The 17,993-nt window shown below is 72.9% G+C and carries 20 protein-coding genes; 9 read left to right on the top strand and 11 right to left on the bottom strand.

Going from position 1 to position 17,993, the window contains the following annotated elements; translation table 11 throughout:
• Positions 1-281 precede the first annotated feature (281 nt).
• Entirely contained in the window at positions 282-512 is a 231-nt protein-coding gene (locus ACGFI9_RS17040) for a sulfurtransferase TusA family protein (RefSeq protein WP_393178923.1), read from the bottom strand.
• Complete coding sequence (locus ACGFI9_RS17045) at positions 509-1,660, bottom strand: cysteine desulfurase family protein (protein ID WP_393178924.1); 1,152 nt, start codon at positions 1,658-1,660, stop codon at positions 509-511. Before ACGFI9_RS17045 ends, ACGFI9_RS17040 begins: the two co-directional genes overlap by 4 nt.
• Positions 1,661-1,831: 171 nt before the next feature.
• On the opposite strand from ACGFI9_RS17045, the gene coxB reads away from it, so the two are divergent.
• Positions 1,832-2,803, top strand: a complete 972-nt coding sequence (coxB, locus tag ACGFI9_RS17050) for a cytochrome c oxidase subunit II (protein WP_393178925.1) — start codon at positions 1,832-1,834, stop codon at positions 2,801-2,803.
• A gap of 10 nt (positions 2,804-2,813) precedes the next feature.
• Positions 2,814-3,239: a cytochrome c oxidase subunit 4 gene (locus tag ACGFI9_RS17055; protein ID WP_393178926.1), complete on the top strand. Its 426-nt coding sequence runs from the start codon at positions 2,814-2,816 to the stop codon at positions 3,237-3,239.
• Positions 3,240-3,331: 92 nt separating this feature from the next.
• Here ACGFI9_RS17055 and ACGFI9_RS17060 read toward each other — a convergent pair whose 3' ends face one another.
• The 4 genes from ACGFI9_RS17060 to ACGFI9_RS17075 all read right to left on the bottom strand — a co-directional run bounded on the left by ACGFI9_RS17060 (position 3,332) and on the right by ACGFI9_RS17075 (position 6,487).
• Complete coding sequence (locus ACGFI9_RS17060; protein ID WP_393178927.1) at positions 3,332-3,649, bottom strand: hypothetical protein; 318 nt, start codon at positions 3,647-3,649, stop codon at positions 3,332-3,334.
• Between the two features lie 216 nt (positions 3,650-3,865).
• Positions 3,866-4,912 carry an anthranilate phosphoribosyltransferase gene (gene trpD, locus ACGFI9_RS17065; protein WP_393178928.1) on the bottom strand — a complete coding sequence of 349 codons (1,047 nt, stop codon included), beginning with the start codon at positions 4,910-4,912 and terminating at the stop codon, positions 3,866-3,868.
• A gap of 139 nt (positions 4,913-5,051) precedes the next feature.
• Entirely contained in the window at positions 5,052-5,450 is a 399-nt protein-coding gene (locus ACGFI9_RS17070; protein ID WP_393178929.1) for a hypothetical protein, read from the bottom strand.
• Between the two features lie 80 nt (positions 5,451-5,530).
• Entirely contained in the window at positions 5,531-6,487 is a 957-nt protein-coding gene (locus ACGFI9_RS17075) for a cytochrome c oxidase assembly protein (protein WP_393178930.1), read from the bottom strand.
• 108 nt (positions 6,488-6,595) lie between these two features.
• Here ACGFI9_RS17075 and ACGFI9_RS17080 point away from each other — a divergent pair, with 108 nt between their 5' ends.
• The 7 genes from ACGFI9_RS17080 (at position 6,596) to ACGFI9_RS17110 (ending at position 12,119) form a co-directional block, all read left to right on the top strand.
• Positions 6,596-7,195 (top strand): heme-copper oxidase subunit III, encoded by a 600-nt coding sequence (locus tag ACGFI9_RS17080; protein WP_091268281.1) that lies wholly within the window; start codon positions 6,596-6,598, stop codon positions 7,193-7,195.
• Positions 7,196-7,269: 74 nt separating this feature from the next.
• Positions 7,270-8,103 (top strand): cytochrome c, encoded by an 834-nt coding sequence (locus ACGFI9_RS17085; RefSeq protein ID WP_393178931.1) that lies wholly within the window; start codon positions 7,270-7,272, stop codon positions 8,101-8,103.
• Positions 8,104-8,170: 67 nt separating this feature from the next.
• A complete protein-coding gene (locus tag ACGFI9_RS17090) occupies positions 8,171-9,256 on the top strand; it encodes a ubiquinol-cytochrome c reductase iron-sulfur subunit (RefSeq protein WP_393178932.1) in 1,086 nt (361 codons plus the stop codon).
• The gene (locus tag ACGFI9_RS17095; RefSeq protein WP_393178933.1) at positions 9,253-10,878 is read left to right on the top strand and encodes a cytochrome b N-terminal domain-containing protein; all 1,626 of its coding nucleotides are present in this window, start codon (positions 9,253-9,255) and stop codon (positions 10,876-10,878) included. The genes ACGFI9_RS17090 and ACGFI9_RS17095 overlap by 4 nt, the downstream gene beginning before the upstream one ends.
• Positions 10,879-10,995: 117 nt before the next feature.
• The gene (locus ACGFI9_RS17100) at positions 10,996-11,184 is read left to right on the top strand and encodes a MerR family transcriptional regulator (RefSeq protein WP_393178934.1); all 189 of its coding nucleotides are present in this window, start codon (positions 10,996-10,998) and stop codon (positions 11,182-11,184) included.
• On the top strand, positions 11,181-11,393 hold the full coding sequence (locus ACGFI9_RS17105) for a hypothetical protein (protein ID WP_393178935.1): 213 nt from the start codon (positions 11,181-11,183) through the stop codon (positions 11,391-11,393). The genes ACGFI9_RS17100 and ACGFI9_RS17105 overlap by 4 nt, the downstream gene beginning before the upstream one ends.
• Before the next feature lie 51 nt (positions 11,394-11,444).
• Positions 11,445-12,119: a DUF4142 domain-containing protein gene (locus tag ACGFI9_RS17110; RefSeq protein ID WP_393178936.1), complete on the top strand. Its 675-nt coding sequence runs from the start codon at positions 11,445-11,447 to the stop codon at positions 12,117-12,119.
• Between the two features lie 64 nt (positions 12,120-12,183).
• On the opposite strand, the gene ACGFI9_RS17115 is transcribed toward ACGFI9_RS17110, so the two are convergent.
• The 5 genes from ACGFI9_RS17115 to ACGFI9_RS17135 form a co-directional block, all read right to left on the bottom strand.
• Positions 12,184-12,471, bottom strand: a complete 288-nt coding sequence (locus ACGFI9_RS17115; RefSeq protein WP_013287689.1) for an Lrp/AsnC family transcriptional regulator — start codon at positions 12,469-12,471, stop codon at positions 12,184-12,186.
• A 52-nt stretch (positions 12,472-12,523) separates the two neighbouring features.
• The gene (locus ACGFI9_RS17120; protein WP_393179343.1) at positions 12,524-13,390 is read right to left on the bottom strand and encodes a sugar phosphate nucleotidyltransferase; all 867 of its coding nucleotides are present in this window, start codon (positions 13,388-13,390) and stop codon (positions 12,524-12,526) included.
• A 287-nt stretch (positions 13,391-13,677) separates the two neighbouring features.
• Positions 13,678-14,217: an NUDIX hydrolase gene (locus tag ACGFI9_RS17125; protein ID WP_393178937.1), complete on the bottom strand. Its 540-nt coding sequence runs from the start codon at positions 14,215-14,217 to the stop codon at positions 13,678-13,680.
• 49 nt (positions 14,218-14,266) lie between these two features.
• On the bottom strand, positions 14,267-16,057 hold the full coding sequence (locus ACGFI9_RS17130) for a RelA/SpoT family protein (protein ID WP_393179345.1): 1,791 nt from the start codon (positions 16,055-16,057) through the stop codon (positions 14,267-14,269).
• Between the two features lie 127 nt (positions 16,058-16,184).
• Positions 16,185-17,942, bottom strand: coding sequence for a DEDD exonuclease domain-containing protein (locus ACGFI9_RS17135; RefSeq protein WP_393178938.1), 1,758 nt, complete (start codon positions 17,940-17,942; stop codon positions 16,185-16,187).
• Positions 17,943-17,993: the final 51 nt, after the last annotated feature.

Here is a 17,993-nt window from a genome sequence, read left to right on the forward strand (position 1 = left end):
TGGCCATCGCGCGGCGGATGGCCACTATTTCCCTGAATTAGTGGGGATCTTGGCGCGCGGACGTGGACGCGGGCGCGCCGTGGGTGCGGGGGCGGGGTGCGGCGCAAGCGCGCGGAGGTGGGCTGGGCGCGCGGGCGCGGCGCAAGCGCGCGGACGTGGAGTGGCGCGCGGACGGGGACAGGGCGCGGCCGGGGAGCGGAGCGCGGGACGGGGCCAGGGCGCGGCGTGGGGGCGCGGCCAGGGATCGGGGCACGGGGCGGCGCGCGGGGCGGGGCGCGGGGTCAGTGGGTGCGGCGGACGTCGTAGGCGGGGCCGGCGTCGGGGTGGGCGGCGACGAACTCGTGGCCGCGCATCCGGCAGAAGGCGGGAATGTCGACCGCCGCGGCCGGATCGTCGGCGAGCACCCGGACGAGCGCGCCGATCGGCAGCTCCGGCAGCCGGCGGGCCAGGTTGATCACCGGCAGCGGGCAGCGCTGGCCCCGGCAGTCGAGCACCTCGTCCGGCTCGGTCACAGTCCCGCCACTCCCGCCTCGGCGCGCAGGTCGGCGACGATCCCGGGCAGCTCGGCGAGGAACCGCTCCACGTCCGCCTCGGTGGTCTCCCGGTGCAGCGACACCCGGACGTTGCCGTGCGAGAGCACCCCCATCGCCTCGAGGACGTGCGACGGCCGCAGCGTGGACGAGGTGCAGGAGGAGCCGGAGGAGACCGCGAAGCCGCGCCGGTCCAGCGCGTGCAGCAGCGCCTCGCCGTCCACGTACAGGCAGGAGAAGGTGACCAGGTGGGGGAGGCGGTCCACCGGGTCGCCGACCACCTCCACGTCCGGCACCTCGGCGGCCACCCGGGTCCGGATCCGGTCCACCAGCGGCGCCAGCCGGGCCGTCTCGGCCGCCGCGTCGGCCGCCACCGCGCGCAGGCTCGCCGCCGCCGCGACCACCGCCGGCAGGTTCAGCGCCCCGGGGGTACGCCCCGACTCCCGCTCGTCGGCCGGGAACGGCGACTCCCAGCGGGTGCCCTTGCGGACCACCAGCAGGCCGACCCCGGGCGGCCCGCCCCACTTGTGCGCGCTGGCGCTCAGCACCGACCAGCCGGCCGGCAGCGGGGCCCGGCCGACCAGTTGCGCCGCGTCGACGTAGAGCGGCACGCCCGCCTCGGCGCAGAACTCCGCCGCCGCCGGGACCGGCTGCACCGTGCCCACCTCGTGGCTGGCGCCGATCAGCGCGGCCAGGGCCACCCCCGGCCGGGCCAGCGCCGCCGCCCAGGCGTCCAGGTCCAGCCGGCCGAGCCGGTCCACCGGTACGGAGACCGCCTCGCCGCCGCCGGCCACGTGCCGCTCGGCGGCGTGCAGCACCGCGGAGTGCTCGATCGCGGAGTGCACCAGCCGCGCCCCGGCCCGCCGCCGGCCGGCCAGCCCGCCCAGCACGGCGGCGTGCGCGGCCGCCGTACCGCTGGGGGTGAAGGAGAGCTCGTCGGCCCGGACGCCGAGCGTCTGCGCGGCGGCCTCGCGGGCGGCGTCGAGGAGCTGGCGGGCCCGCCGGGCCGGGCCGTAGAGCCGGCCCGGGTCGGCCCACCCGTCGTCGAGCGCGGCCAGCAGCGCCTGCCGCGCGACCGGGTGCAGCGGGGCGGCGGTGGCCGCGTCCAGGTAGACCGGGGAGGTGCTCACGAAGGCCCACGCTAGCGTGCCGGGACGGGCACGATCCCCCCGATGGGGGCGGACAGTGACCCCAAGACGGTCAGGCCCGTCATGGTCGAGTAATCTGCGACCGTCGGTGACGCCTTTGCCGTCGGTGTTGAGGGAAACAACCACCGCGGCGCGCTAGGGAGGCAGGACCAGGTGGTCGCAAGGAGTTCGGAGGTACGGTCGTCGGCCGTACGGCACAGCGCTTCCCCAGGAGCCGGTGGACGCCGGCGGCGTGGTGCTGGTCGGCTCGCCGGGCTCGGTCTCGGTGGGGCCGCGCTGCTGCTCTCGCTCACCGGCTGCGACGTCGGCAAGACGTTCGGCGGCTTCGGGTGGCCGCAGGGCGGCATCACGCCGGAGTCGCACCGGATGTACGACCTGTGGATCGCGTCCTGCATCGCGGCGCTCGCGGTCGGCGTGTTCGTCTGGGGCCTCATCTTCTGGTGCGTGATCCGCTACCGGAAGCGGGGCAACGCGCTGCCGGTGCAGACCCGCTACAACCTGCCGATGGAGTTCCTCTACACCATCGCGCCGATCCTCGTGGTCTCCGTGCTCTTCTACTACACGGCGGTCGTGCAGACGGACGTGGTCAAGGAGTCGAAGAACCCGGACGTCACCGTCGAGGTCGTCGCCTTCAAGTGGAACTGGCAGTTCAACTACCGCGACGGCCAGGGCCGTGACGCGAACACCATCGCCTCGACCCTCGGCACCAGCGAGGTCATCCCGGTGCTGGTCCTGCCGACCGGCAAGTCGATCCGGTTCGAGGAGCAGAGCCGCGACGTCATCCACTCCTTCTGGGTGCCGGAGCTGCTGTTCAAGCGCGACGTGATGCCGGGCAACATCCGCAACACCTTCGAGGTCTCCAGCATCGATCAGGAGGGCGCGTACGTCGGCCGCTGCGCCGAGCTGTGCGGCAGCTACCACGCCTTCATGAACTTCGAGCTGCGGGTCGTCTCGCCGGAGAAGTACGAGCAGTTCCTGGCGGCCAAGAAGGCCGGCAAGTCGACCCAGGAGGCGCTCGAGGCGATCGGCCAGGCGCCGTACGCCAAGACCACCGACCCGTTCGACACCCGGCGTACCAAGAACAACTTCAACCCGTCCGACGCGTCGGCCGGCGCGGGCAGCTGAGGGGGCCGGCATGAAGACCGAGTGGAAGATCTTCCTCATCGTCTCGACGTTCCTCTACGGCGTCACGATCCTCTACGCCGCCTGGACGTACGGTGAGGGTGGCCGGGTCGAGTGGGTCGGCACCGTGGCGCTGCTCCTCTCCGGCCTGCTGACCTCGATGTGCGGCGGCTTCTTCTGGTTCGTCTCCCGCCGTATCGACCTGCGGCCGGAGGACCGGGCGGACGGTGAGATCGCCGACGGCGCGGGCGAGGTCGGCTTCTTCAGCCCGGGCAGCTACTGGCCGTTCGGCCTGGCGCTGGCCGCGTCGATCGCCGGTCTCGGCCTGGTCTACTGGCAGCTGTGGCTGCTCGGCGCGGGCCTGGTCGCGGTGATCTTCGCCGCCTGCGGCCTGCTCTTCGAGTACTACAGCGGCACCCGCCGGACCGCCGAGCACTGATCTGACGGCAGCGAAAGGCCCGCGCCCTCCGGGGACGCGGGCCTTTCCGCATGTCCGGAGCGGATCATCCCACCCGCCGCTCCGCGAGTCGATCAGGCGGCGCGGCGGTGCGGGCGGCGGGTGGTGCCGTGGCGGGTGTCGAGGCGCGGCGCGCGGAAGGCGAAGGTGGCGATCAGCAGGGCCGCGCCGCAGCCGGTGCAGACCAGCTCCGACCACTCCGGCTCGGCGTGTCTGCCGCCACGCCGCGACCCGGAGCAGTCGTCCGACCATTCCGGCTCGGCGTGTCTGCCGCCACGCCGCGACCCGGAGCAGTCGTCGGGGCAGTCCGCGCCGTGCGCGTCGACGCAGGGTGGCGCCTCGAACAGCACGACGCCCTCGCAGATGTCGCAGTAGAGCTCGCGGTCCGACACGGGCGTCTCCTCTCGTTCCGGTGCCCGGCGGGCGGTGGCGACGACTCGGGCTCGGCGTGGCTGTCGCCCGCGCCGCGACCGGGAGCCGGCGGCCGCCAACGGTCGAAAACGGAAAATTACTCCCGTGTAGTTTGGCACGCCGGTACGACACCGTCCGGAACGGACCCACCCCCGGCGGGCCGGCCACGGTGGGCGGACGCCGGGGGAGAGCGGGCGTCAGAGCGAGCGGGCCACCTCGAGCCAGCGCTCCAGGGCACCTGCGGCGGCGCCCGAGTCGATCGACTCGGCCGCCCGGGCCATCCCGACCCGCAACGCCTCGGTCAGGTCCCCGTCGAGCGGGCCCTGGGTGGCCAGCGCCGCCGCGGCGTTCACCAGCACCGCGTCCCGGACCGGGCCGGTCTCCCCGGCCAGCAGCCGCCGGGCCACGCCGGCGTTGTACGTCGCGTCACCGCCCCGCAGATCGGCCAGGGTGGACCGGGGTACCCCCAGCTCCGTCGCGTCCAGCAGTGCCTCTCTGACGGTGCCCTGCTGGGCCACCCAGACGCGGGTCGGGGCGGCGGTGGTGAACTCGTCCAGCCCGTCCTCGCCGCGCATCACGATCACCGAGTCGCCCCGCGCCGCGAAGACGGCCGCCATCACCGGGGCCATCCGCAGGTCGAAGCAGCCGACCGCGCCGGCCCGGGGACGGGCCGGGTTGGTCAGCGGGCCGAGGAAGTTGAACGCGGTGGGCACGCCGATCTCGCGGCGTACCGGGCCGGCGTGGCGCATTCCCGGGTGGAAGCGGCCGGCGAAGCAGAAGCCGATGCCGGCCTCGACGACGCACCGGGCCACCTGCTCGGGGGCCAGGTCCAGCGGGATCCCGAGGTGTTCCAGCAGGTCGGCGGTGCCGCACGAGGAGGAGGCGGCCCGGTTGCCGTGCTTGACCACCCGGACGCCCGCGCCGGCCACCACCAGGGCGGTCATGGTGGAGATGTTGACGGTGTGGGCCAGGTCCCCGCCGGTGCCGACCACGTCCAGCGCGGTGGCCCGGATCTCCTCCGGGAGCTCGACCTCGACCGATCGGCCGAGCATCGCCTCGACCAGGCCGGCCAGCTCGGCCGGGGTCTCGCCCTTGGCGCGCAGCGCCACCACGAAGCCGGCCACCTGCGCCGGGCTGGCCGAGCCGGTCATGATCTCGTCCATCGCCCAGGCGGTGTCGGCGGTGGAGAGCTCCTCGCCGCGCAGGAGCGCGTTGAGCAGAAGCGGCCAGGTCCGTTCGCCCATGGCGGGCCTCCCGAGCGGGGGTGGAATGCGGGTGTGGCGGCCGTCCTCCGGTCCGCGGCGCCGCTGGCGGCGTGGCGGCCGAACGACGGCCGAAGCGTCGGCGCCCCGGCCCCCTTGCCGTGGCGCCGGGTGGGGTGACTCAGGCCGCGGCGGGCGTGCGCCGCAGCAGCTCGGCGACGGTGGTGCCGGTCCTCACCGGGTCGAGCGGGTAGGTGAGCGTGGCGTCGACCTCGGCGTACGCGGCCAGCCAACGGTCGGCCGCCCGGGCGATCACCACGCAGGTCGGCGGGGCGTCGTCCCGGTCGTCCTTGATCTGGCGGGCGATGCCGATGCCGCCGCCCGGGGTCGCCTCGCCGTCGAGCAGGAGCAGGTCGATCTCGTAGTCGTCGACGAGCCGGACGCACCCGGCGTAGTCGGCGGCCTCCACGAACTCGATCTCCAGCCCGGGCGCGGGCCGGGTGCCGACGGCCAGCCGCATCCGGTCACGGACCTTCGGGTCGTCGCTGTAGAGCAGGACGGTGCAAAGACGATCGCTCATGGCTGGCTTGCTCCCACCTCGTAGCTGCCCGCTGATCGTAGCGGGCGTCACATGCGGCCGGACGGCCCCTCCCGGGACGCTCAGGCGGCGGCCTCCGCGGCGCGCTGACGGGCCTCCTGGCGGTCCAGTTCGCGGTCCAGCCGGCGCGCCTCGCGCTCCGACTGCTTGATCCACTGGACGACCAGCACGGCCAGCATGGTGACGCTGACGAATTCGCCGCCGGCCCACAGCACCCCGCCGGCGACCACCTGGTCGTTCCACGGGTTCGACCAGCTCAGGTGCAGCGACGGGTACCAGTCGCCGCCGAGCAGCGTGGTGCTCTGCATGATGGTGAGCCCGAGCACGGTGTGGAACGGCACGGAGAGCACCATCAGCAGCGCCCGGGCCGGGTACGGCCAGCGCCCGGGCAGCGGGTCCAGGCCGAGCAGCGGCCAGAAGAAGACGCAGCCGGTGGCGATGAAGTGGGCGTGCACCAGTTCGTGCGCCCACTCGTGCTGCAGCGTGTACTCGTAGAGCCCGCTGAAGTAGAGCGCGAACGGGTTCACCACGAAGATGGCGAACGCCACCAGCGGGAAGCTGTAGACCCGGGCGATCCGGCTGTGCACGATCGCCAGCAGCCGCTTGCGGGGCCGCACCGGCAGGGTGCGCAGGGCCAGGGTCACCGGGGCGCCGAGCGCCAGGAAGATCGGCGCGACCATGGACAGCACCATGTGCTGGATCATGTGCACCGACAGCAGCGTGGTGTCGTACGCGCCCAGGCCGCTGAGGGTCACGGCGGCGATGCCGCCCAGGCCGGGACCGAGGAAGCAGACCGTACGGAGCACCGGCCAGCGGTCGCCGCGCAGCCGCAGCCGGTACACCCCGTAGAGGTAGAGGCCCGCGGCGAGCACCAGCCCGAGGGCGAGCCAGCTGTTGAGCTCGGTCTCGGTGAAGACCCGGTCGACGGTGAACGGCGGCGGGACCGTCCCGCCGCCGCCCGCCAGGGTGGTCGCGGCGGCACCCGAGGTGGCGGCGAGGATCTGATCGACGTGCAGCACGCTTTTCAGGGTAGGTCAGGCGAAGCGGACGACCCCGATCGGGCCACTGTCGGCACAGGTTTCCGACCCCGCTGATCGTCGGTCCCGGTCAAGGGCAATAATGACCGCGTGACTGCGGCCCCAGCCATTGACAAGAGCCGGATCCACTCCCTGACCCGACCCAACATGGTCAGCGTCGGGACGATCGTGTGGCTCTCCAGCGAACTCATGTTCTTCGCGGCGCTGTTCGCGATGTACTTCTCGATCCGCGCTGCGGCGCCGGAGCAGTGGGAGAAGCACACCGAGATCCTGAACATCCCCTACGCGACCACCTTCACGGTGATCCTGGTGCTGTCCTCGGTGACCTGCCAGCTCGGTGTCTTCGCGGCGGAGAAGGGTGACGTCCACGCCCTGCGCCGGTGGTTCACGATCACCTTCGTGATGGGTCTGATCTTCGTGCTCGGCCAGGCGAACGAGTACCGCAACCTGGTGCACGAGGGCGTCAAGATCAACGCCGACGGGTACGGGTCGATGTTCTACCTGACCACCGGCTTCCACGGTCTGCACGTGACCGGCGGTCTGGTGGCCTTCATCATCTTCATGATCCGCACCACCATGGGCCGGTTCACCCCGGCGCAGGCGACGTCCGCCATCGTCGTGTCCTACTACTGGCACTTCGTCGACGTCGTGTGGATCGGGCTCTACGCCATGATCTACTGGCTCCAGTGATCTTGGCGCGTCACGTACCGCGCCGCTGCTCCGTCCCCTGAGACACAAGGTCCAACCGGTTAAGGACACAGGTCATGACTTCTGACAACGACCGCCGACGCGGTCTGCTCGCGCGACTGCGCGGGCGGCCCGTAGCGCGCAGCAGGGGCCGCCGCCGGCTGGGTGCCGCGGTCCGCCTGACCGCCGCGCTGATGCTGGCCGGCGGCGCCTACACCGTCTTCGCCCCCAGCGTGCAGGCGCAGGACAACCCGCCCCTGAGCGCCGCCGCCAACGAGGGCAAGGCGCTGTTCGACGTGAGCTGTGTGAGCTGTCACGGTCGAAACGCCCAGGGCGTCGAGGGTCGCGGTCCGAGCCTGATCGGCGTCGGGTCGGCCTCGGTCGAGTTCCAGGTCAGCAGCGGCCGGATGCCGATGGCCCGCCAGGAGGCCCAGGCGCAGCGCAAGCCCCCGCACTTCACCGACGAGCAGGTCCGCCAGCTCGGCCAGTACATCCAGGAGCTCGGCGGCGGCCCGCAGGTGCCGCAGGGCAACCTGCGCGAGGGCGCCAACCTGGCCACCGGTGGTGAGCTGTTCCGGATCAACTGCTCGCAGTGCCACGCCTTCGGCGCGGGCGGCGGCGCGCTCTCCTCGGGCAAGTTCGCCCCGAGCCTGAAGCCGGCCAGCGACCGGCAGATCTACGCCGCCATGCTGAGCGGCCCGCAGAACATGCCGGTGTTCGGTGACAACCAGATCACTCCGGAGCAGAAGGCGGACATCATCGCCTACATCCAGGAGACCCTGAAGCACGACCAGGACCAGGGCGGTTTCAACCTGGGCCGGTACGGCCCGTCGACCGAGGGTCTGGCGATCTTCCTGGTCGGCATCGTCGCGCTGGTCTTCACGACCCTGTGGATTGCGGGCAAGTCGTGACCGAGCGGATCATTCGTTTCAGTGCTGTGGCGTCGACCCCCGACGCCACCCGTAGCGAGGTGACGGCATGAGCACCCACACCGAGCACCCGGCCCCGCAGGGCCCGGAACCGCTCGACCTGAACGACCCCCGGCTCTCCCGGTTCGACATCGTCCGGGAGGGCGCGCGGCGGGACGACATCGAGATCGTCCACTACGAGCCGCAGGTGGTCCCGGGCACCAAGGCGGAGCGCCGGCTGACCCGTACGGTCGCCTCCTTCTTCTGGATCACCGGCGTGGCCGCCACCGCCTTCCTGGTCGTCTACATCTGGTGGCCGTGGCAGTACGAGCCGGGCCGCGGCGGCGACAAGTTCTACACCCCGCTGCTCGGCCTGACCCTGGGCGTCGCGCTCCTCGGCATCGGCTTCGGCATCCTCACCTGGGGCAAGAAGCTGCTGGCCAAGGAGGTCTCGATCCAGGACCGGCACGACCAGCCGAGCTCGCCCGACGACCGCCGGATCGCCGGCGAGACCATGCTCTACATGGCCGACGAGCTCGGGGTGAAGCGTCGGCCGCTGCTGGGCCTGTCGGTCCTCGCCGGCCTGGCCCCGGTCGGCGCGGTGGCCGCGGCGCCGCTGGTCGGTGGCCTGATCTCCGACCCGCACAAGAACAACCAGATGTTCACCACCGGGTTCGCCCCGGCGGACGGCAAGAAGATCCGGCTGATCCGTGAGGACGGCCGGCCGATCCGCCCCGAGGACGTCAGCGCGGGTGGCCAGCTCACCGTCTTCCCGGGCATCGACGGCGGCGTGAGCAACAAGCACGCCGACTCGCCGACCCTGCTGATCCACCTGCGTGAGGACGACGCGCAGAAGTCGCGCGCGGCCAACCAGCGCAAGGGTCGCGGCGACTACATGTGGGGCAACTACGCCGCCTTCTCCAAGATCTGCACCCACGCCGGTTGCCCGGCCAGCCTCTACGAGCAGCAGACCAACCGCCTGCTCTGCCCCTGCCACCAGTCGCAGTTCCTCATCACCGACAACGCCAAGCCGATCTTCGGTCCGGCGAACCGGCCGCTGCCGCAGCTGCCGATCGAGGTGGACGAGGAGGGCTTCTTCGTGGCGAAGTCCGACTACACCGAAACCATCGGTCCCGACTTCTGGGAGCGGCCATGAAGCGCCGAAAGTTTGAGGTAGCAGCGCTGCCGGCCAAGAGCGCCGGGGCGCTGGACGACCGGTTCCAGGCGGCCACCCCGCTGCGGAAGGTGCTGAACAAGGTCTTCCCGGACCACTGGTCCTTCCTGCTGGGCGAGATCGCGCTCTTCTCGTTCATCGTCCTGCTGCTGACCGGGACCTTCCTGACCTTCTTCTTCGAGCCGGCGATGACCGAGGTCGTCTACAACGGCAGCTACGCCCCGCTGCGGGGCACCCCGATGTCGGCCGCGTACGCCTCCAGCCTGAACCTGTCGTTCGACGTCCGGGGCGGCCTGGTCATGCGGCAGATGCACCACTGGGCGGCGCTGCTGTTCATGGCCTCGATCGTCGTGCACATGCTGCGGATCTTCTTCACCGGCGCGTTCCGCAAGCCGCGTGAGACCAACTGGATCATCGGCTCGCTGCTGTTCTGGGTCGGCTTCCTCGCCGGCTTCACCGGCTACTCGCTGCCGGACGACGCGCTCTCCGGCACCGGTCTGCGGATCGCCTCCGGCATCATGCTGTCGATCCCGGTGATCGGCTCCTGGGTCACCTCGTCGATCTTCGGTGGGGAGTTCCCGGGCACCATCATCATCAGCCGGTTCTTCATCGCCCACGTGCTGCTCATCCCGGCGCTGCTGCTGGCGCTGATCGGCGCCCACCTGGGCCTGGTCTTCAAGCAGAAGCACACCCAGTGGCCCGGCCCCGGCCGGACCAACGAGAACGTGGTCGGCGAGCGGTTCTTCCCGCGCTACGTGCTCAAGCAGGGCGGCTTCTTCATGGTCGTCTTCGGCGTGATCGCGCTGATGGGTGGTCTCTTCCAGATCAACCCCATCTGGTACTTCGGCCCCTACGAGGCGTGGACGGTGTCCGCCGCCAGCCAGCCCGACTGGTACGTCATGTTCCTGGACGGCTCGACGCGACTGATGCCGGCCTGGGAGATCAGCATCCCGATCGGCGACGGGTACGTCATCCCGCCGCTGTTCTGGCCGACCGTCGTGCTGCCCGGCATCCTGGTGGGCCTGTCGCTGATGTACCCGTTCCTGGAGGCCCGCCGGCTCAAGGACTACCGCCACCACAACCTGCTCCAGCGGCCCCGGGACGTTCCGGCCCGGACCGCCGCCGGCGCGATGGCCGTGGCGTTCTTCCTCGTGCTGACCCTCTCCGGCGCCAACGACGTCATCGCCGACAAGTTCCACATCAGCCTGAACGCGATGACCTGGGCGGGCCGGATCGGCATCCTGATCCTGCCGCCGCTGGCCTACTACCTCACGTACCGCATCTGCCTCGGTCTGCAGCAGCACGACCGGGAGGTGCTGGCCCACGGCGTGGAGACCGGCATCATCAAGCGGCTGCCGGACGGCCGGTTCGTCGAGGTGCACCAGCCGCTCAGCGCGGCCGGCCACGACGGGCACGGTGAGCTGGACTACGTCGGCTGGGTGGTGCCCAAGAAGATGAACCGGCTGGGCGCGCTGGGCCCGGCGATCCGGGGCTTCTTCTACCCGATCGAGAAGCCGGCCGAGGCGCCGGTCTCGCCGGGGCACCCGCCGGTCGAGCCGCGACCGGAGCGGGAGGAGATCGGCAGCGGCGAGAGCCGTCGCTGACCCCTCGCGTACGACTGACCATGGCGCCCGCCGGATCTCCGGCGGGCGCCACGGCCGTCTCCGGACCCGGGGCCCGCGACTTGCGCCTGCCCCTGGGGCCGCCGGGAGACTCTCACCATGCCGTCGACGCACCTCAGCACCGGCGAGTTCGCCGCCCGGTCCACCCTCAGCCTGAAGGCGCTGCGCCTCTACGAGGCGCGCGGCCTGCTCGTCCCCGCCCGGGTCGACGCGCGTACCGGGGTCCGCGGCTACCACCCCGACCAGCTCGACCGCGCCCGGCGGATCGCTCTGCTGCGCGCCGGGTGACCCGCGCGCAGGCCGGGTATCCGGCGATCCTGCGGGCGCACGACGCCGTGCACCGCTGGCTGGCCGAGAACGACATGGTTCTCGCGTCCCCGCCGAGGGAGATCTACCACGAGAACTGGCATCGAGCGGAACCGGACGAGTACGCCGTCGAGGTCGCCGTGCCCCTCCGCCCCCGCCTCCGACACGGACGGGTGGAATCGCAGGAATAACCCCGGTCAGCCGGGTATCCGTGCGGTCCAACGTCTCAAGGGGGGGAAAGCATGTTGGGAATCAAACGCCTGGGCCTGCTGGCCGCGCTGGTGCTGGTCGGGCTGGCGCCCGCCGCGGCGGCGCAGGCGGCGGCCCAGCCGTCGACGCAGGACACCCAGTACCTGCAGGCGCTGCACCAGGTGAACCTCGCCGAGATCACGATGGGCAACCTGGCCCAGCAGAAGGGCCGTAACCAGCAGGTCAAGGACCTGGGTAAGCAGTTCGTGACGGACCACACCCAGCTGGACCAGACGGTGCAGAGCACCGCGCAGCAGCTGAACGTGCAGTTGCCGTCCGAGCCGACCGCCGACGAGCAGAAGGTGATCAGCCGGCTGAACAACCTCAGCGGCGCCGAGTTCGACAAGGCGTGGGTGACCGCTGAGCTGGCGGGCCACGTCGCGGCGATCCAGGCGACGCAGACCGAGATCTCGCAGGGTTCCGAGCAGTCCGTGGTCACGCTGGCCCAGGACGCCCTGCCGGTCCTTCAGGCGCACCTGGACGCGTTGACGGCCCTGGCCCAGACCCTGGGCGTCCCCGTCCCGCAGACCAGCGCCAGCGGCACGCCCAGCCCGGGCGGCACCACGTCGCCGGCTCCGGGCGGCACCGAGTCCCCGGCTCCGGGTGGCGGCACCAGCGAGGCGCCGGCCCCGGGCACCACGGAGACCCCGGCGCCCGGCCAGAGCTGACGCGGTACGGCTGACGGTGGCCGGTCCGCCCCTCGGGGCGGGCCGGCCACCTCGCGTATGGCGGTCAGTCGGCGTTGGCCAGCCCGATCGCGAACGCCTCCTCCAGGTCGTGCTGGGAGTACGCCCGGAACGCGATGTGCGACTCGGTGTTGAGCACCCCCGGCACCTTGGAGATGCTGCCGGCGATGACCTGGGCGATCTGCTCGAACTCGCGGACCCGCACCATGGCGATCAGGTCGACGTGGCCGGCCACCGAGTAGACCTCGCTGACGCCGGGCAGGTTGGCCAGGGTCTCGGCCACCTCCGGGATGGAGTCGGTGGCGCAGTCGATCAGCACGATCGCGGTGATCACGGGACATTTCTCCGTTCGTCGGCGTCGTGGCCCATGCTAGAGGTTGCGCCGGTCACGCCGTCCCCGGCCGGGCGATCCCGCCGGCCGGGACCGTCAGGTCGTCCCCGGCGCGGATCGCGTCGGAGAGCCGCTCGTCCGCGCGTACCGTCGCGCCGGGCCAGACCACCGCCCGGGTGACCTCGCCCCGGACGGTCGCCCCCGGCCCGACCACCGCCCGGTGCACCCGCCCGGTCACCGTGGCGGAGGGGTCGACCAGGCTGGCGCCGCCGGCCGCGTGCAGGTTGGCCGCCAGGTAGTCGGCCGGGGTGCCGGTGTCGTAGAAGACGCCCGGGTAGCCGACCACGTCGAGCGCGCCGGCCGCCTCCGCCGGCCGCCACACCGCCCGGACCAGGTCGCCGAAGGTCGCCGGCAGGTCCCGTACCAGCCGCCAGGGCAGCAGCGAGAACCCGACGAACCGGTGGCCGCTGAAGGTGCCGGGGGCCGCCGGGTCGTCGGCCGGCTGGCCGAGCAGGCGTACGCTCCGCCCGTCCCAGCCGTCCAGCAGCGCGGCGATGTCCGGCCCCGGTGGGGCGTCCGGATCCGCCAGGTACGCGTCGGCGTTGCCCACCAGCACCCCCCGGCCGGCGATCCAGTCCCGCAGCTTGCCCAGCCCGCCCGCCGTGCCCAGCGGCGCGCCCGGCTCGACCGACAGCCGGGCCCGGTCACCGACGTGCGCCACCACCTGGTCGCCCAGGTAGCAGGCGTTCACCGCGACCCGGCCCGGCCCGGCCAGGCCGAGCCCGGCGAGGCGGGCCAGGGCCCGGTCCAGCAGCGGCACGTTGCCGACCGGGCAGAGCGCCTTGGGCACCCGCTCGGTCAGCGGCCGCAGGCGGGTGCCCTCGCCGGCGGCGAGCACCACCGCGCAGACGTCCGCCGCCACCGGCCAGCCCGGCCCCGCCGCGCCGCCCGCCCCGGGCCGGCCGCCGGCATCCGGGCGCGCCTCGTCTCCCGCCACCGGCGGCGCGGGCCGGCCCGGGTCGCCCCCTGCGGTCGCCGGTCCGTCCCACGGGCGGAGGCCGGATTCGCCGGTGGCGCCGGGGGGTTCCGGACCGGTGGGACGGTCCCCGCCGGCCGGGCCAGTGCCGGCGCGGCCGGACGGCCCGGCGGGGCGGCCGGGACCGGCGGGGCCGGTGGAGCCCCGCGCCCCGCCGGGGCGACGCGGGCCGCTCACGCGGCCGGCGGCGTCGCCGGCGGCACCTCGCCGGCGCGCGGTCCGATGCCGTAGTGGGCGAGCAGGTTGGCGGTCGCCCGGCTCAGCCGGGGCAGGTCGTCCAGCGGGTGCCAGGCCGCCTCGAAGACCTCGGCACCGTCCACCGTCAACTCCGTCGTGGAGGCCGGCACCTCGGTCTCGAAGACCACGTCCACCCAGCCCTGAGCGTGTACCACCGCGTTCGGCACGGCCGGGCGGAGCCGGTCGGGGGAGAGCCGGATGCCGGACTCCTCGTACAGCTCGCGGGCGGCGCCGACCACCGGGGCCTCGGCCCGCTCCAGCAGGCCGGCCGGCAGGGTCCAGCTGTAGCCGGGCGGCTGGCGCAGCAGCAGGATCCGTCCGGCGCCGTCCGCCTCGGTGTCCCGGACCAGGACCACCGCGCCGACGATGTACTTCGGCACGGCGAGCCGGACCAGCCGCCGCCGCAGCCGGACCGGGAGGCGGTAGAAGAGCCGGTAGCCGATGGCCCGTCCGGTGGCACGCGCGCGGGGGATCATGTCTGTAAGGCTAGTGGCCGGACGGCCGGGGCGGACGAGCGGCGTTCGCCTACTGCCGGTGGTCGACCAGATCGATCAGCTGCTCGACCACGGTGTCCGGCTCGACGGCCCGGTCGAAGACCGCCACCAGCATGGTCTCCAGGTCGGGGTAGCCCAGCTCCTCGGAGAGCCGCAGCAGCGGCAGGTCGCTGGCCAGCCCCCGGTTGTGCTTGCGCAGCGCCAGGCCGATGCTGGCCCGGCCGAGGCGTACCTTGTCGGCGATCGAGATGCCCGGCTCGGTGTGCTCGGCGAACCAGCGGTTGATCTGCATCTGGGCGTGCGGCGACTTGACGAAGCCCAGCCACTCCCGGCGCGGGCCGCGCGGCGCGACGTCGGCCTCGAAGCCGCTCTCCGCGTCGCTCTCGGTGAAGATCTCCACCACGTCGCCCTCCTCCAGTTCGGAGGAGAGCGGGGCCAGCCGTCCGTTGATCCGCGCGGCGAGGCAGTGGTCGCCCCGCTCGGTGCCCAGCTCGTACGCGAGGTCGACCGGGGTCGCGCCGGCCGGGAGGACGACCTGCCGGCCGTCGGCGACCACCTGGATCTGCGCCTCCGCCAGGTCGCAGCGCAACGACTCCATGAACTGGGTCGGGTCGACGGTCTCCTGCTCCCAGTCGAGCACCCGGCGCAGCCAGGCCAGCTCGTCCGCCCGGTCGGCGGCGCGCCCGGCGGCCCGCGGGAAGCGGTAGTGGGCGGCGACGCCGTACTCGGCGGAGCGGTGCATCTCCTCGGTGCGGATCAGCACCTCCACCGTGCGGTCCTGCGGGCCGCAGACGCTGGTGTGCAGCGACCGGTAGAGGTTGTTCTTCGGGGAGGCGATGAAGTCCTTGAAGCGCCCCGGCACCGGGCGCCAGAGCCCGTGCACCGCGCCGAGCGCGGCGTAGCAGTCGGTGGCCGGGCCGTCCACCACGATCGCGATGCGGGGCAGGTCGTACGGCGCGGTGTGGCCGCCCGCCACGGTGTCCTTCCAGATCGAGTAGAGGTGCCGGGGCCGGGGGGACACCTGCGCGTCGACCCGGCTGCGGCGCAACGCCACCTTCGTCCGCGCCACCACGGCGTCCAGGTACGCGGCCCAGCCGGGCCGGTCGTGCACGAACCGGGCGATGCGGGCGTGCTCCTCGGGTTGCAGGTGCAGCAGCACCACGTCGTCCAGTTCGCGTTTGAGCGTCTGGATGCCGAGCCGGTCGCAGAGCGGGACGAGCACCTCGAGGGTCTTGCGGGCGATGCGTTCCCGCGAGGCGGCGGAGCGTACGCCGAGGGTGCGCATGTTGTGCAGCCGGTCAGCCAGCTTGATGATCAGGACCCGGACGTCCTTGCCGGCCGCGACGATCATCTTGCGGATGGTCTCCGCCTCGGCGGCCTTGCCGTAGAACGCCTTGTCGAACTTGGTCACCCCGTCGACCAGGTGGGCCACCTGGCGGCCGAAGTCCTCCTGGAGCGCCTGGAGGGTGTAGCGGGTGTCCTCCACCGTGTCGTGCAGCAGCGCGGCGACCAGGGTGGTGGTGTCCATGCCGAGGTCGGCGCAGATCTGGGCGACGGCGAGCGGGTGGGTGATGTACGGCTCGCCGCTCTTGCGGAACTGCCCGCGATGCATGTTCTCGGCGATCGTGTACGCCCGGCGGAGCACCGAGGCGTCGGCGTTGGGGTGGATGCCCCGGTGGGCGCGGACCAGCGCGGTGACCGGGTCGCTGTCGGTGGTGGGCCAGGTGAGCAGGGCGCGCAGCCGCCGGGTCAGCGGCAGCTCGCCGGGCTGGGTCGGAAGGGCGCCGCCCAGGGCGGCGCCGTGTCCGGCGTCGACGTCCACCTGGGACACCTCCTCACCCCGGCCCCGGGCCGCCGGGACCGGCAACCGGGAGCAGGCCCGCGAAACGGGCAGGACTGCACTTCTCTAACAGCCTAAGCGAGTTGACGTCGTCCGATCGGACACTTGGTCATGAGCGTTCGGTCGAGAGTTGGTGGGACGCTCCGTTTTCCGCCTTCGTCAGCAGGGCACGGAACCGCCCCGCACCGGTGGTCGGGGACGCCCAGCCGGAGGAGATCTCCACCAGCCGGGTCTCGGGTCTTTCCAACCAGGACAGGATGCGTTCGGTCTCCTCGGCGGAGGCCGCCGGCACCGGGCCGTGGCCGGGCAGCACCGTCTCGGCGGTGGACCGGATCGCGGTGATGGTCGGTCGAGGGTGGACACCAGGCGGGGAGACGCCGGCGCCGGCCAGCCGGCCGTACCGGACCAGGGCCAGCTCCCAGCCGCCCCGGGCGGCCGGGCGGGCGGCGGCCAGCTCGGCGATCCCGGTGAGCGCGGCCAGCCGCTGCATCCGGACCGCGGCGCGCAGCACCGCGGCGAGCCGGCCGCGCACCACCGCGGCCTCCTCGTACCGCTGGGCGCGGGAGAGCACGTCGATCCGGGCGAGCAGGGCGTCCACCACCACCTGCGGGTCGCTGGTGGTGGCGGTGCGGAACGGGGTGGCGGCGCGCTGCTCGTACTCCTCCGGGGTGATCCGGTGCTCGCAGGGCGCCGGGCAGCGACCCAGCTCGGCCAGCGCGCAGGCCGGCATGGTGGTGCGCCGGGAGAGCCGGTGCGTGCACTGGCGCAGCGGCACCGCGTCGTGGAAGCCGGCGGCGGCCAGCTCGGCGGCCTGCTTCGAGCGGAACGGGCCCAGGTAGGCGGTGTCGGCGGGGGAGAGGTCCCGCACGATCGACAGCCGGGGGTACGCCTCGTCGGTCAGCTTCAGCCAGACCTGCCGCTCCGGGTACTTGGACCGCCGGTTGTACGGCGGCGCGTGCGCGGCGATCAGCCGCAGCTCACGGACCTCCGCCTCCAGCGAGTGGGCGCACTCGACGGCCTCGACCCGCTCGGCGGCGGCCAGCATCTCCGAGATCCGGGCCCGCTTCTCGCTGGCGGTGAAGTAGCTGCGCACCCGGGTGGCGATGTCGCCGGAGGTCCCGACGTAGAGCGGCCGGTCGTCGGCGGCCCGGAAGATGTAGACCCCGGGCACCTTGGGCAGGCCGTCGGCGAGGTGCCGCTTGCGGCGCTGGGTGGGGGTGACCGCCTTCGCGAACTCGATCGCCTCGCCGACCGTGTCCACCCGGTGCCCGCCCAGCCGGCCGATCAGCCCGTGCAGTACGTCGACGGTGGCCTTGGCGTCGTCCAGCGCCCGGTGCGTCGGCTGCGTCGCGGTGCGGAAGTACGCGGCCAGCGTGCCCAGCTTGCGGTTGGGCACCTCGTCGCGGGTGAGCACCCGGCGGGCCAGCGCGGCGGTGTCCAGCACCCGGGGGTTGGGCCAGCGGTAGCCGTGCTTGGCGCAGGCGGCCTTGAGGAAGCCCACGTCGTACGGAGCGTTGTGGGCCACCAGCACGGCGTCGGCGATGAACTCCAGGAAGCTCGGCAGCACCTGCTCGATCGGCGGGGCGGGGAGCAGCATGGCCTGGGTGATGCCGGTCAGCACGGTGATGAACGGCGGGATCGGCACGCCCGGGTTGACCAGGGTGGCGAGCACGCCCAGCTCCTCGCCGCCGCGGACCTTCACCGCGCCGATCTCGGTGATGCCGCCCCCGTCCGGCGCGCCGCCGGTGGTCTCCAGGTCGACCACCACGAAGGTGGTGGCGTAGAGCGGCAGGGCGGGGTCCACCCCGCCGTCCGCCGTCGGGTCCAGGCCGGCCAGCGACTCCTGGACGTACTCCGCTCGGGTCACCCGCGGCACGCTAGTGGCCGGGTCCGACACTCCCGTCCCAGCTGCCCCACG

The organism is Micromonospora sp. NPDC048930 (assembly GCF_043197935.1).
Taxonomy (GTDB): domain Bacteria; phylum Actinomycetota; class Actinomycetes; order Mycobacteriales; family Micromonosporaceae; genus Micromonospora.